Below are 13797 nucleotides of genomic sequence, written 5' to 3'. Positions count from 1 at the left end.
GTAATACAAGATACGGGGATCGGGGGACGTCGGGACACATGCTCACAGCAGCGATCGCAGGCTACGGAAACTGGGGCCGGAAGCTCGTGGCCTCCGTCGCCGGCAAGAGCGATGAGCTCCGCTTCGGTGTCATCGTCTCCCGCAATCCTGATCGCGTCGCGGAAGACGCCGCGCGGCTCGGCGCCGCGGTCGTGACGACGCTGGAGGAGGCCCTCGCCCACCCCTCGGTCGAGGCCGTCGTGCTGGCGACGCCGCACTCCATGCATGCCGAGCAGGTCAAACTCTGCGCCGCCGCCGGCAAGCCGGTCTTCGTGGAAAAACCCTTCGCCCTCACTCATGACAGCGCCGCTGAGGCCCTCGCCTGCTGCCCGGCGGACATGGTCGTGGCGGCCGGTCACAACCGCCGCTTCCTCCCCTCGGTGACGCGCCTGGCCGAGGAGATTGCGGCCGGCACCCTCGGCGACATCCTCTTCGCCGAGACCAACTTCTCCGGCAATGTCGTCGGCAAGTATGCCCCCGGCCAATGGCGGTCCAGCGGGGCGGAGAGCCCGGCCGGCGGTCTCGCCGGGGCCGGCATCCACATGATCGACCTCATCGTGCACCTGATGGCGCCGATCAGCGCGGTTGTCTCGCTCTCCGACCGGCAGGTCCTCGAGATCGAGATGGACGACACCACAGCCGCGCTGCTCCGGCTGGAGAACGGCGCCTCGGCCACCCTCGTCTCCATCATGGCCACCGTGCCGACCTTCCGCGCCAAGTTTCACGGCACTCGGGCGTCGGCCGAACTCGACGGCGAGACGCGCCTGATCCTGACGAGGCCGGGCGACGCGCCCGAGATCATCGACTTCGACCCGGTGGAGACCGAGCGGCTGGAGCTCGAAGCCTTCGCCGCCGCCATCGCAGGAGGGCGGGCCTACCCCGTCTCCCGCGGGGAGATCCTCAACGGGATCAAGGCGTTCGAGGCCGTCGGCGCCTCTGCCGAGGTGGGAGGCTGGGTGACGCTGTGACAGGGCCCGCCGCTCTCAGTGCCGAGACGCATCAAACCTGGGGGCGGGGCCTTCGCGGGCTCTGGGCGTTCGAGGACGACATGGTCTTCTTCAACCAGGGCGCCTTCGGCGCGGCCCTGCGCGAGGTTCTGCGCGAGCAGGACGCGTGGCGCACCCGGATGGAACGCCAGACCGGCCGCTTCTTCATGAACGATCTGCCCGGACTCCTCGCCGAGGTGACCCGCCCCGTCGCCGCCTTCGCCGGATCGGTGCCGGAGCGGACGCTCATGGTCGAGAACGCCTCAACCGGCCTGATGACCGCGATGACCGCCCTGTCCTTCCGGCCGGGCGACAGGATCGTCATCACCGACCATGTCTACGGCGCGGTCCGCAAGGCGCTCCAGCATGTCTGCCGCCTCACCGGCGCCGAGATCGCGGAGGTGGCTGTGCCGCTCCCGGTCAAGGGCCCCTCCGATTTCCTCCAGCCTCTCGCGGAGGCCATCGACGCCCGCACCCGGCTCGTCGTGATCGACCATGTCACCTCGCCCAGCTCGCTGGTGCTTCCGGTGGCCGAGATCGCCGCCCTCTGCCGGGAGGCCGGCACCCGGCTGCTGGTGGATGCCTCGCACGCCCCCGGTCTCGTCGAGGTCGAGGCGGATTCCATCGGCGCCGACTTCTACGTCGCCAATTGCCACAAATGGCTCTGCGCCCCCAAGGGCGCCGCCTTCATGGTGGTCGGCGAGGCCGCCGCCGCCGAGCTTGAGCTCCACCCCCTCGTCATCTCTCATGCCTACGGGCAGGGGCTGTCCGCCGAATTCGCCAAGATCGGCACGCGTGACCCCTCGGCCTGGCTCTCGGTCCCCGCGGCCATCGACGCCCATGAGCGGCTCGGCGGCGCCCGCCTGCGCGCCCGCGATGCGCAGCTGGCGCGGAGCGGCGGGCGTCTCGTGGCCGAGCGGCTCGGGACAGAGGTCTCGGGGCCGGACGAGATGATCTCCGGCATGGTCAGCGTCCGCCTGCCGGGCGCCTTCGGCGAGGCCAGCTGGCCCCGGGCCGGCGAGATCCGCGACGCGCTCTGGCACAGCGCCCGCATCGAGGCGCTCGTCGCCCCGCATTCCGGCGCGCTCTGGCTGCGCCTGTGCACCTTCGCCTACACCGAGCCGGAGGAGTTCGATCTCGTCGCCGCGGCCGTCAGCGCCCTCCTCCGCAAGGAGGCGCGCCCGTGATCGCCTTCCTCCTCCGCCGTGTCGGCGGCGCGCTCATCGTGATGCTGGCCGTCACCGCGATCGCCTTCGTCATGTTCAACTATCTCGGCGACCCCGTCGTCGCGATCCTCGGGCAGGATGCCTCCGAAGCCGCCCGGCGCGCGGTGGAGCAGCAGCTCGGCCTCGACCGGCCCATCCTCGTGCGCTTCTTCGTCTACCTGCGGGACATTGCGGGCGGCAATTTCGGCCTGAGCTACCGCCTCGGCCAGCCGGTGACCGAGGTGATCGTCGAGCGGCTGCCCGCCACGGTGGAGCTGGCCTTCTCCGGCATGGCCATCGCCCTGCTCATCGGGGTGCCGGCGGGCGTCTTCAGCGCCATCCGCCGCCGCTCGCCGGTCTCGCGGGTGCTGCTCGGCGGGTCGCTCATCGGCATCTCGGTGCCGACCTTCTTCGTCGGCGTCGTGCTGATCTGGGTCTTCAGCGTCAATCTCGGCGTCCTGCCCTCCTTCGGCCGGGGCCAGACTGTCGATCTCGGCTGGTGGACCACCGGCTTTCTCACAAGCTCCGGCCTCGCCGCCCTCGTGCTGCCCGCGATGAGCATCGCGGTGTTCCAGATCGCGATGATCATGCGCCTCGTGCGCGCCGAGATGCTGGAAGTCATCCGCTCCGATTACATCCAGTTCGCCCGGGCGCGCGGCCTGCCGGAGCGGCGGATCTACTTCCGCCATGCCCTGAAGAACACGCTGATCCCGGTGATCACCATCATCGCCCTTCAGCTGGGCTCGCTGATCGCCTTCGCCGTCATCACCGAGTCAGTCTTCCAGTGGCCGGGCCTCGGCCTTCTCTTCCTGCAGTCGGTCGCCGCGGCCGATGTGACCATCATGTCCGCCTACCTGATCCTGATCGCCGGCCTCTTCGTGGTGATCAACCTCGCGGTGGACCTTCTCTACTTCGCCATCGATCCACGCCTCCGGGCGCGGGCGGGCCGCTAGGAGGGATGCACGTGAGCGACCCGAACCATCCCGACCCCGCCACGAATGCCGAGCCGAAGACCGCCCCCGGCGGCGCCGGCCGCATCCTGCGCGCCCTGCGCTCGGCCTCCATCGTGCGCTCGCTCCGCAAGGACTGGGTCGCCATGCTGGCGCTGGCGGTGCTGCTGATCCTGATGTTCGCCGCGGCCCTGCCGAACCTGCTGGCGCCCTACCGGGTGTTCGACCTGACGCAAATCCAGCTGATGAACGCCTTCCGGCCGCCGGCATGGCTCGACGGGGGCAGCGCCGAGTTCCTGCTCGGCACAGATGACCAGGGCCGCGACATCCTCTCGGCCATCATCTACGGCCTGCGCGTCTCGGTGACGGTCGGGCTGGGCGGGGTGGCCCTCGCGGTGGTGATCGGCGTCACCATCGGGCTGATCGCCGGCTATGCCGGGGGCTTCATCGACAGTCTGCTGATGCGCGTCGCCGACGTCCAGCTGACCTTCCCCGCGATCCTTATCGCGGTGATGATCGACGGCGTCTCCCGCGCGATCCTCGGCAATGCCGGGCGTGACAATGCCGCGGTGATCGTCCTCATCATCGCCATCGGCCTGTCGGGCTGGGTGGAATATGCCCGCGCCGTCCGCGGCGCCACGATGGTCGAGCGGCACCGTGACTACGTTGCCTCCGCGCAGCTCAGCCGCGTCGGCACGGCCAGCATCCTCTTCAACCACATCCTTCCCAACGTCCTGACGGCGGTTCTGGTGATCGGCACGATCCACCTCGGCGTGGCCATCCTCATCGAGGCGACGCTCTCCTTCGTCGGCCTCGGGATTCCGCCCACGCAACCGTCGCTCGGCACCCTCATCCGGGTGGGCAACAATTACATCCTTTCCGGGGAATGGTGGATCGCGATCATGCCCGGATTTGCCCTGCTGGTACTCGTCCTCGCGATCAATCTTCTCGGAGACTTTCTTCGGGATGCCCTGAACCCACGCCTGAAGTGATTTTCGGGAAACCCAACATGGAGGCAATTGAAGACATGACGAAGCTCAATGGAATTCACGGCCGAACCCCCTTTCGCGGGCGGATGGCATCGGGTGCCTGCGCCGCGGCCCTCGCCCTCGGCATGGCCGGCTCCGCCGCCACGGCAGATACCCTGCGCATCGCCGGTCAAGGCGACATCGGCACGCTCGACCCGCAGGCGCAGAACTCGCAGATCACCATCAGCGTGCTCTCGATGGTCTACGAGTCGCTGGTAACCCGCGACGAAGATCTTCAGATGGTGCCCAGCCTCGCCCTGTCGTGGGAGCCCGTGGCCGACACCACCTGGCGCTTCGAGCTGCGCCCGGATGTCACCTTCCATGACGGCAGCGCCTTCGACGCCGAGGATGTGAAGTTCACCATCGAACGGGCTCAGGCGGAGACCTCCCAGTTCGCCAACTTCGTCGGCTCCATCGCCTCGGTGGAGGTGATCGACGACCTGACGGTCGAGATCGAGACGGCGATGGTCGACCCGCTGCTGCCCGACAAGCTGGGCTACATCATGATCATGGACAGCGGCTGGGCCGAGGCGAACGGCGTCACCGTCCCGCAGGACCTCGGCAACGAGGAAAACACCTACGCGGTGATGAACGCCAACGGCACCGGCCCCTACACCATCGCCGAGCGTGTGCCGGACAACCGCACCGTGCTGGAGATCAACCCCGACTACTGGGGCGAGATGGCCGATGACATCGAAGAGGTCATCTACCTGCCGATCAGCAGCCCCCCGACGCGGATCTCCTCGCTGATCTCCGGCGAGGTCGACGTCGTGATCGACGTGCCCCCGCAGGACGTGCAGCGGCTGGAGAGCACCGACGGCCTTACCGTCGCCCGCTCGCCCGAGCTGCGGACGATCTTCTTCGGCTTCGACCACGCGTCCGGCGAATTGCGCCACGGCGATGCGGGCGGCACCAACCCTTTCCAGGACCTGCGTGTTCGCCAGGCCGTCGACTCCGCCATCGATGCCGACACGATCTCCCGCGTCGTGATGCGCGGCCTCTCCCAGCCCACCGCCCAGCTGATCGCGCCAGGCAACTTCGGCTGGAACCCCGAGGGCGACGAGCGGGCCCCGTTCGACATCGAGCATGCGCGTGAGCTGCTGGCCGAGGCCGGCTATCCCGACGGGTTCTCGGTGCGGATGGACTGCCCGACCGACACCTACACCAACCCCGAGCAGATCTGTCAGGCGGTGTCGGCGATGATGTCGCAGATCGGCATCGACATCGACCTCAACCTGATCCCGCGGGCGCAGTTCATTCCCCTGCTCTGGGACAAGGACACCTCGTTCTTCATCATCGGCTTCAACACGGCCTATTTCGACGCGATGTATGTGCTCGAGACGCTGCTGATGACGCAGACCGGCGAGGACGGGGAAGGCATCTACAACTACAGCGGCTATTCCAACCCTGAGTTCGATGAGCTGGTCCGCGAAGCGCGCGTCGAGCTCGACCGCGATCGCCGCCAGGAGCTGATGTACGAGGCCTTCGCCATCGCCCGCGCCGACGTGGCCTATGCCCCGCTCCACACCCAGACGCTGGTCTACGCGATGCGCGACGGTGTCGACGTGCCGGTGCGCCCCGACAACTTCATCGAAATCCGCTGGGTGACGATGGACTGATCCAGCGGCCCCCGCGGATCACGCAGTGACACATGTGCCGGCCCGCCCAGCGGGCCGGCACGCCCCACGAAAAGGAAGGGCAGCCCGGGTGCGCTGCCAAGAGGACACAGAGTGACCAGCGCAGAAGCACGCTACCGGATCGGGATCGACGTCGGAGGCACATTCACCGATTTCGTCTTTGCCGAAACCGATACCAACCGGCTCACCTTCCACAAGCAGCCCAGCGTTCCGAACGACCCTTCGGTCGCCGTTGAACGCGGCATCGCGCATTTCATCGCCGAGGCCGGCATCCGGCCCGGGCAGATCGAGCTGATCTGCCACGGCACCACCATTGGCCTCAACGCGATCATCCAGCGCCGCGGCGCCCGCACGGCGCTCGTCGTCTCAAAGGGCAACCGCGACATCCTGGAGATCGCCCGCCTCCGCCTGCCCAGCTCCTACGATTTCACCGAGCCGCGCGAGACGCCGCTGATACCGCGCAACCACGTCTATGAGCTCGCAGCGCGGATGACCGCCAAGGGCGAGATCCTCGCCGAGCCCTCCGAGGCTGAAATCGACGCGCTTGCCGAGACACTGCGGGCCGAGGGGTTCGACGCCGTCGCCATCAACTTTCTCAACGCCTATTCCGACAGCAGCCTCGAGCGGCGCATCGGCGACGCGCTCCGCGCCCGGCTACCCGGCGTACTGATCGTGGAATCCGGCGTCATCTGGCCGGAATCGCGTGAATACGAGCGCTGCCTGCTGGTGGCGCTCAACGCCTTCATCCGCCCGATGATGACCCAGTATTTCGACCGCCTGACAGAGCGCGTCGCCGGCCTCGGCGTCGGCTGCCCGATCTACATCACCGCCAACAACGGCGGCACGCTCAGCCTCGACACGGCCAAGAGCCGCCCCATCGACACGATCCTCTCGGGCCCCGCCTCGGGTGTCGTCGCCGCCACCCGGGTCGCCCGCGCCGCCGAGCGCCGGCAGATCGTCACCTTCGACATGGGCGGCACGAGCGCCGACATCTCGCTCAGCCATACCGGGGAGCCGGACTTCACGGCCTCGACCTTCGTCGGCGACTTTCCGATCATGATGCCGGTGGTGAACATCCTCGCCATCGGCGCCGGGGGTGGCTCGATCATCTGGGTCGATGCGCAGGGCATCCTCAAGGTCGGCCCCCTCTCCGCCGGCGCCGACCCCGGCCCCGCCTGCTACGGGCGCGGCGGTACGGAGGCGACCGTCACCGATTGCTACGTCGCGCTCGGCATCATCGACCCCGCCACCTTCCTCGATGGCAAGATGACGCTCGACGCCGCCGCCGCGACCGAGGCGCTGGAGGTCATCGCCGCCAAGCTCGGCTTCGAGGGAGAGCATCGCGCCGCCGCGGCCGCCGAGGCGGCCCTGCGCGTCGCCACCGCCAAGATGGGCACCGAGATCGTCAAGCTCCTCGCCCATGCAGGGGCCGACATGCGCGACTACACCCTCCTTGGCTTCGGCGGCGCCGGGGCCACCCATGCCTGCATGCTCGCCGACGAGGCGCAGCTCTCCTCCGTCCTCGTGCCGACCGCGCCGGGGACGTTCTGCGCCCTCGGCGCCATCCTCGCCGACGTGCGCCGCGACTACGTGCGCACGGCGCGTCACCGCTTCGCCGGGCCGCGCGGCGAGGCGGGCTGGAATGCGATCAAGGGCACCCTCGCCGAGATGGAGGAGCAGGCCCAGGCCTGGATCCTGCTTGAAGGCGATCTGGTGGGCGAGCACCGCTTCGAGGTGACCTTCCGCCTGCGCTACCCCTCGCAGGCCTACGAGCTGGAGATCTCGATTCCCGAGGATCGGCGCGCGGACATGTCCGCCGCCGAGGCGGCCGAGCTGTTCCACGCCGAGCACGAGAAGCTCTACGGTTTCTCCGAGCGCGGCAGCGAGCTCGTCACCTCGACCCTGCGTCTGGCCGTGATCGGCAGCGTCGGCTCGGGCGAGCTGCCCGATGCGCCCCCGGCGGGCGCCGAGCCGCGCGCCCGCCGCATCGTCCGCTGGCGCGGCGCGGATATCGACGCCGCCGTCTTCGGGCGCGCCGATCTCGGCCATGGCTCGGCCTTCGACGGGCCGGCGATCATCGAGCAACCGGACACCACCACCTTCGTCCTGCCCGGCTGGCGGGCCGAGGCCGACAGGATCGGAACGCTGCACCTGACGAGGATTCCCCAATCATGACCCTTGATCCCGTCCTGCAGGAGATATTCCTGCACAAGTTCACCGCCATCACCGAAGAGATGGCGATCACGCTGCAGCGCTCCGCCCGGACGACCTACGTCAAGGAAGCGGGCGACTTCGGCACCGCCCTTGCAACGCCGGATGGCCACTTCTTCTGCTATCCCGCCGTGCTTGGCGTCAGCGGCTTCCTCGACAGCGACATCGGCCCGACGGTCGCCCGCGTGCCGGATCTGGAGCCGGGGGACGTGATCATCACCAACCACCCCTACGAGAGCGAGGGGCTGGCGACGCACATGCCGGATCTGCACCTGATTCGGCCGATCTTTCACGAGGGGAAGATCATCGCCCATGCGTGGGATTTCATCCATTCCGCCGATATCGGCGGCGCCGTGCCCTCCAGCATTTCCCCGCGCTTCCGCGACCTCTTCGAAGAGGGGCTGCAGATCCCGCCGATGAAGATCGCCCGCGCCGGCGTGCTGAACGAGGATTTCCTGCAGCTCTACCGGGCCAACTGCCGGACGCCCGACGTCAACCTCGGGGACATCAAGGCCATGCTCGCGGCCCTGCGCGTCGCCGAGCGCCGGATTCTGGAGCTCGTGGACCTCTACGGGGTGGAGACCTTCCTCGCCGCCCAGACGGCCGTCGTCGATTATGCCTCGCAGAAGGCGCTGGCCGTCCAGAAGACGATCCCCGACGGCACCTATTCCTTCTGGGATTTCCTCGACGACGACTACAATTCGGCGATCCCCGTCCGCGTTCGCTGCAAGCTGACCGTCGAGGCGGGCAAGGTGCATCTCGACTTCGCAGGCTCCGATCCGCAGGTCGCGGCGGCCTACAACATCCCCACCGCGGGCAAGCGGCATCCCTGGCTGACGCTGAAGATGATGCACTTCATCTTCTCCAACGACCGGTCGATCCCGCTGAACTACGGCGTCTTCCGGCACATGACGGTCAACGCGCCCCGCGGCAGCATCCTCAACCCCGAGCCGCCCGCCGCCGTCGGCATCCGCAGCGCCACGGCGATCCGCGTCAACGAGGCGCTGATGGGCGCCGTCGCGGCGGCGCGGCCGGAGCTCATCCCCGCGCCGAGCGGCGGCATCATGATCCCGCTCGTGCTCGTCGAACAGGACGAGGCCACCGGCGAGCGCAGCGTGCTGGTGCTGCAATCGCTCGTCGGCGGCACCGGCGCGCGCCATGGCTCCGACGGGGTCGACGGGCGCGATTCCAGCCTCGCCAACCAGCGCAACACCCCCATCGAGAAGACCGAGGAGGAGGCCGAGGCGGTCATCGTCGACTACTCTCTGCGCACCGATTCCGGCGGCCCCGGCCGCTGGCGGGGCGGCACCGGGGTTGCCTTCTCCGTGCGCATCGCCAAGCCCGGCAGCGCCATCCTCGGGCGGGGCATGGAGCGCTTCGTCTTTCCGCCCTGGGGCATGAACGGCGGGCGCCCCGGCGCCAAGGCCCGCGTCATCGTCAACCCGGGCACTCCGGGCGAGATCGACCTCGGCAAGATCGACATCTACCACCCCAAGGTGGGCGACATCGTCACCGTGCTCACCCCCGGCGGCGGCGGCCACGGCGACCCGCTCGCTCGCGACCCCGCCGACGTCGAGGCGGATGTGCGCCTCGGCTACGTCAGCGCCGAGGCCGCCCGGGCCGACTACGGCGTCGCCCTCTCCGGCGGCCTCGTCGATGCCGAGGAGACCGAACGCCTGCGCGCACAACTGAAAGGGGAGCGCGGCGACAGCGCCGGCTTCAACTTCGGCCCCGAGCGCGAGGCATGGGAGAGCGTCTTCGACGATACCGTCATGACCGAGCTCAACGCGCTTCTGATGACGCTCGGCACCTCGGTGCGCAGCGAGCGCCGCGCGCAGATCTTCTACAATGTCGTGCCGGGCCTCGAAGCCGGCAAGGGCAAGCCGATCGAGACGCTGATCGGCGATCCGGCAGCCGCGCGAGACCGGCTGGCGAAGGAACTGGACAACCTGCGCCAGCAGGTCGCCGCACGTATCAAGGAGGAGGCCCGACCATGACGACAGGACCCAGGCACGAGTATTACCTGCTGACGCCCGGCCCGCTGACGGTGCCGCGCGAGACGCACGAGGCCATGCTGCGCGACCGCAACCCGGGCGGCGCCGAGCACATCGGCATGACTCGCGACATCCAGGATTACCTGCTGCAGATCTGCAACGGCACCGAGACGCACGCCTGCGTGCTCCTTCAGGGCAGCGCCACCTACGGCGTCGAGGCCGGCTTCCAGACGCTGATCCCGAAAGACGGTCGCCTGCTCGTCATCGTCAACGGCTTCTACGGCGTGCGCCTGCGCGAGATCGCCGAGGCCGCGCGCGTCGATACCACCGTCCTGCAGCTCCCCACACTGCCCCTCCCGACACGCGCCGATATCGAGGCCGCGCTCGATGCCGATCCCGCCATCACGCATATCGTCCTCTGCCAGGCGGAAACGGGCACCGGCGTGCTCAACCCCGTCGAGATGGTCGCCGAGGTCGGGCGCGAGCGCGGCATCAAGGTCATGGTCGATGCGGTCGCCTCCTTCGGCGGCGTCGCCATCGACGTCGCCGCACTGGATCTCGAAGCGGTCTTCATCTCCCCCAACAAGTGCCTCGAAAGCGCGCCGGGCCTCGCCATCGTCCTCGTCAAAAAGTCCTCGCTGATCGCGGCGGAGGGGCGCTGCCCCTCGGCCGTTCTCGACCTGCACCATCAGTGGGACTTCATGCAGAAGACCGGCAACTGGCGCTGGACGCCGCCGACCCATGTGGTCGCCGCGCTGGCCCATTCCTGCAAGCGCCACGCGGCCGAGGGTGGCTCGGGCCCGCGGCTGGAGCGCTACCGCAGGAACTGGAGCATCCTCGTCAACGGGCTGCGGCAGAAGGGCTTCACTACGCTCCTGCCCGACGACGTGGCGATCCCCATCATCGCGACGTTCAACGACCCAGCCGATCCCGCCTATTCCTTCAAGGATTTCCACGCCGCCATGCTCAACCGCGGCATCGAGGTCTTCCCCGGACGCCTCACCTCTGAGGGGACGTTCCGCATCGGGGTGATGGGCGATCTCTACGAGCAGGACATGCAGCACATCCTGGCCCAGATGTGCGAGGCGCTGGAGGAGATCGGCGTGACGCTGCCCATCGGCGGCTCTGCCAAGACGATGGAGACGGCATGATGGAACGCATCCTCATCATCGACCCGCAATTCGACAATGACCCCGACGTCGAGCGCGAGGTGACCGGACCCGACACGCAGTTCGATATCGTCCGCGAGGTGACGTCGCCTGAGCAGGTCGACAAGCTGCGCCGCGCCCATGCTGTCGTGAACTGCCGAAGCCGCCACCACCTGCCCGAGGCGATCATCGCGAAGATGGACGAGGCCCGCGTCGTCGTGCAGGCCGGCGTCGGCTACGACCATATCGACCTCGATGCCTGCGCCCGCCGGGGCATCCCCGTCTGCAACACGCCCGATTACGGCACGATGGAGGTCGCCGACCACGCCATGGCGCTGATGCTCGACCTGATGCGCGGCACCACCGCCTACAACAACCGGCTGCTCGTGCGCGACGATTCCTGGAACACCAAGTCCCTCCCGGTTGCCCCCGTCCGCCGTCTGTCGGGGCAGGTTCTCGGCATCGTCGGGCTGGGCCGCATCGGCATGGCGACGTCCATGCGCGCCCGCGCCTTCGGGCTGGAGGTGATCTTCTACGACCCGCACCTGCCCGCCGGCGCGGAGCTCGGCGCCGGCCTTGGCCGGGTCGACGATATCGGCGAGCTCTTCGCCCGGTCCGACATCATCACCCTGCACTGCCCCCTCAACGAGAGCACGCGCACGCTCATCGATACGGATGCCATCGCCCGCCTCAAGCCCGGCGCCATCCTGATCAACACCGCCCGCGGGGGCACCATGGATCTCGATGCCGTGGAAGAGGGCCTGCGCTCCGGCAGGTTGAGTGGCGCCGGCCTCGATGTGCTGCCCGAGGAGCCGCTCGACCGCTCTCACCCGCTGCTCGCGGCGTGGACGGCGGGCGAGCCGTGGCTCGAGGGCCGGCTGACCATCACCCCGCATGCCGCGTTCTTTACCCCCGAAAGCCTGCGCGATATGCGCCGCCTGTCGGTGCTGGCGGCGATCCAGTTCCTGCGCGAGGGGCGGCTGCGCAGCTGCGTGAATGTCGAGCACCTGCGCGAACACGGCCGCTGGGATCACAGAAAGGGACGGGTGATGCAGCCTCGCGGCGCGGAATTGGACGCTCCCGCGTGACTACCCGCCGTCCCTCCAATACAGTTCAGGAAACTTCTGGGCGAGGCGAATGACGACGCAAGACCCGACAGCCGGCGGCTTTCCGAAACCGAAGCGGGAATTTCTGACCTCCGCGATTGCGGACGCGATTGCCGAGGCGGTGGCCGCCCGCCATCTCAGCCCCGGCACGCGGGTGGTCGAGACAACGCTGGCCAAGACCTACGAGACCAGCCGGGTGCCGGTGCGCGAGGCCCTCAAGATCCTGCATACTCAGGGAATTCTCACGGGTGGCGGCCACCGCGGCTACCGGGTGGCCGAGTTCTCGCGCGAGCAGATCGCGCAGGTCAACGAGGTGCGCCTGATGCTCGAGGTGATCCTGTGGCGGGATGCGCTCGTCCGCTGGCAGGAAAACGGCCCCTCCTTCGGCGGGATCGAGGCGCAGCTGGCGAAGATGGAAATCGCGGCGCGGACGGATAATTTCCGCGGCATCCTTCGGTGCGACCTCGATTTCCACCGCGCCGTCTGCGAGGCGGCCCATAATGAAATCGCCTATATGAGCTGGCAGGCAATTGCCCGCCATACGCTCATCATCTTCAATATCGCCCGATATCGCGACACCGATCTCAACCTTGTGGTGACACGCCACTGGGAGATGTTCGACTGGCTGAAAGCCCGGATCGATCAGGGGCCCATCGATGAAGACGAGGTCCGCGCTCTTCTGAAGGATCACATGCAGATCGACCGCTCGCCCGTCCGGTCTCCTGCGCCCGAGCGTGAGGCGCAGGAGTGATATTCTTGGGTCAGTCCTTGTCGCGAGAGGCGCGAAATTCCTCCAGCACCGCGTCGCTGGGGGGGTAGGTTCCCGCCAGCGGCGCCCCGGCCCTCACCTTCTCGGTGACGAAGGCTTCCAGCGCCTCCCGCTCGGCGGCCTCCTCGGCGATCTGCGGCGCGACGGCGGCGGGGATGACCACGATGCCGTTGGCATCCCCCATCATGACATCGCCGGGGAAGACGGTGACCCCCGCCAGCTCGATCGGTACGTCGAGATCCATGACCATCCGGTGCGAGGTCAGCGGTCGCGGGATGTTCGCTGCCGCAAAAACAGGCATGTCGATCCCGGCAATCGCCGCCGCGTCGGAGACGCCGCCATCCAGCACCGCCGCGGCCGTGCCCTTCGCGGCCAGATACGTCGTCATGATGTCGCCCATGAAGGCGGTGTCGCACTCCCCGCCCATCGCGACGGCCAGCACATCCCCCTTGCGGACGATCTCCACCGACCGCCCCTGCAGGTTGGGCCGTTCGCCCTTGTTTTGCGCCTCCAGAAGGTCCTCGCGGACAGGGAGCGTGTGAACCGTGCGGGCCGGGCCGACGAACTTGGTGCAGGCGGGATTGAGGGGCGCCGGCCCCTTCAGGAACGTGTTCCGGAAGCCGCGTTTCCACAGCAGCGACGCGACCGTCGGCACGGAAGACGTCATCAGGGTCGCCCGCAAGGCTTCGTCGAAATCGGCTGGTTCTGTCATGTCCGGCACAGT

General features: G+C 68.3%; 11 protein-coding genes. 10 read left to right on the top strand and 1 reads right to left on the bottom strand.

Annotated features, from left to right (window positions below; genetic code table 11):
• Positions 1–38: 38 nt before the first annotated feature.
• The 10 genes from GY170_RS06235 (at position 39) to GY170_RS06190 (ending at position 13055) form a co-directional block, all read left to right on the top strand.
• Complete coding sequence (locus GY170_RS06235) at positions 39–1007, top strand: Gfo/Idh/MocA family protein (RefSeq protein WP_163891002.1); 969 nt, start codon at positions 39–41, stop codon at positions 1005–1007.
• Positions 1008–1087: 80 nt separating this feature from the next.
• Positions 1088–2212: an aminotransferase class V-fold PLP-dependent enzyme gene (locus GY170_RS06230; RefSeq protein ID WP_163891000.1), complete on the top strand. Its 1125-nt coding sequence runs from the start codon at positions 1088–1090 to the stop codon at positions 2210–2212.
• Positions 2209–3183, top strand: a complete 975-nt coding sequence (locus tag GY170_RS06225) for an ABC transporter permease (RefSeq protein ID WP_163890999.1) — start codon at positions 2209–2211, stop codon at positions 3181–3183. Before GY170_RS06230 ends, GY170_RS06225 begins: the two co-directional genes overlap by 4 nt.
• An 11-nt stretch (positions 3184–3194) precedes the next feature.
• Complete coding sequence (locus GY170_RS06220) at positions 3195–4172, top strand: ABC transporter permease (RefSeq protein WP_235937800.1); 978 nt, start codon at positions 3195–3197, stop codon at positions 4170–4172.
• Between the two features lie 83 nt (positions 4173–4255).
• Positions 4256–5827, top strand: coding sequence for an ABC transporter substrate-binding protein (locus tag GY170_RS06215; RefSeq protein WP_167803296.1), 1572 nt, complete (start codon positions 4256–4258; stop codon positions 5825–5827).
• Positions 5828–5938: 111 nt separating this feature from the next.
• Positions 5939–8020: a hydantoinase/oxoprolinase family protein gene (locus GY170_RS06210; protein WP_209316607.1), complete on the top strand. Its 2082-nt coding sequence runs from the start codon at positions 5939–5941 to the stop codon at positions 8018–8020.
• On the top strand, positions 8017–10053 hold the full coding sequence (locus tag GY170_RS06205; protein ID WP_163890993.1) for a hydantoinase B/oxoprolinase family protein: 2037 nt from the start codon (positions 8017–8019) through the stop codon (positions 10051–10053). The genes GY170_RS06210 and GY170_RS06205 overlap by 4 nt, the downstream gene beginning before the upstream one ends.
• A complete protein-coding gene (locus GY170_RS06200; protein ID WP_163890991.1) occupies positions 10050–11201 on the top strand; it encodes a 2-aminoethylphosphonate--pyruvate transaminase in 1152 nt (383 codons plus the stop codon). The genes GY170_RS06205 and GY170_RS06200 overlap by 4 nt, the downstream gene beginning before the upstream one ends.
• The gene (locus tag GY170_RS06195; protein WP_163891218.1) at positions 11201–12286 is read left to right on the top strand and encodes a C-terminal binding protein; all 1086 of its coding nucleotides are present in this window, start codon (positions 11201–11203) and stop codon (positions 12284–12286) included. The genes GY170_RS06200 and GY170_RS06195 overlap by 1 nt, the downstream gene beginning before the upstream one ends.
• 49 nt (positions 12287–12335) lie before the next feature.
• Positions 12336–13055, top strand: coding sequence for a GntR family transcriptional regulator (locus GY170_RS06190; protein ID WP_163890989.1), 720 nt, complete (start codon positions 12336–12338; stop codon positions 13053–13055).
• Between the two features lie 10 nt (positions 13056–13065).
• On the opposite strand, the gene GY170_RS06185 is transcribed toward GY170_RS06190, so the two are convergent.
• On the bottom strand, positions 13066–13785 hold the full coding sequence (locus GY170_RS06185) for an RraA family protein (RefSeq protein ID WP_163890987.1): 720 nt from the start codon (positions 13783–13785) through the stop codon (positions 13066–13068).
• Between the last annotated feature and the right edge of the window lie 12 nt (positions 13786–13797).

Source organism: Pseudoroseicyclus tamaricis (genome assembly GCF_012070395.1).
GTDB classification, from domain to species: Bacteria; Pseudomonadota; Alphaproteobacteria; order Rhodobacterales; family Rhodobacteraceae; genus Pseudoroseicyclus_A; species Pseudoroseicyclus_A tamaricis.
This window is presented reverse-complemented; position numbering and strand designations above follow the sequence as displayed.

Bases quoted from the DNA above. Each gene is read 5' to 3' on its own strand.
- GY170_RS06205 (WP_163890993.1), top strand. From the start codon at position 8,017: ATGACCCTTGATCCCGTCCTGCAGGAGATATTCCTGCACAAGTTCACC.
- GY170_RS06185 (WP_163890987.1), bottom strand. From the start codon at position 13,785: ATGACAGAACCAGCCGATTTCGACGAAGCCTTGCGGGCGACCCTGATG.
- GY170_RS06215 (WP_167803296.1), top strand. From the start codon at position 4,256: ATGGCATCGGGTGCCTGCGCCGCGGCCCTCGCCCTCGGCATGGCCGGC.
- GY170_RS06235 (WP_163891002.1), top strand. From the start codon at position 39: ATGCTCACAGCAGCGATCGCAGGCTACGGAAACTGGGGCCGGAAGCTC.
- GY170_RS06190 (WP_163890989.1), top strand. From the start codon at position 12,336: ATGACGACGCAAGACCCGACAGCCGGCGGCTTTCCGAAACCGAAGCGG.
- GY170_RS06230 (WP_163891000.1), top strand. From the start codon at position 1,088: ATGGTCTTCTTCAACCAGGGCGCCTTCGGCGCGGCCCTGCGCGAGGTT.
- GY170_RS06200 (WP_163890991.1), top strand. From the start codon at position 10,050: ATGACGACAGGACCCAGGCACGAGTATTACCTGCTGACGCCCGGCCCG.
- GY170_RS06195 (WP_163891218.1), top strand. From the start codon at position 11,201: ATGGAACGCATCCTCATCATCGACCCGCAATTCGACAATGACCCCGAC.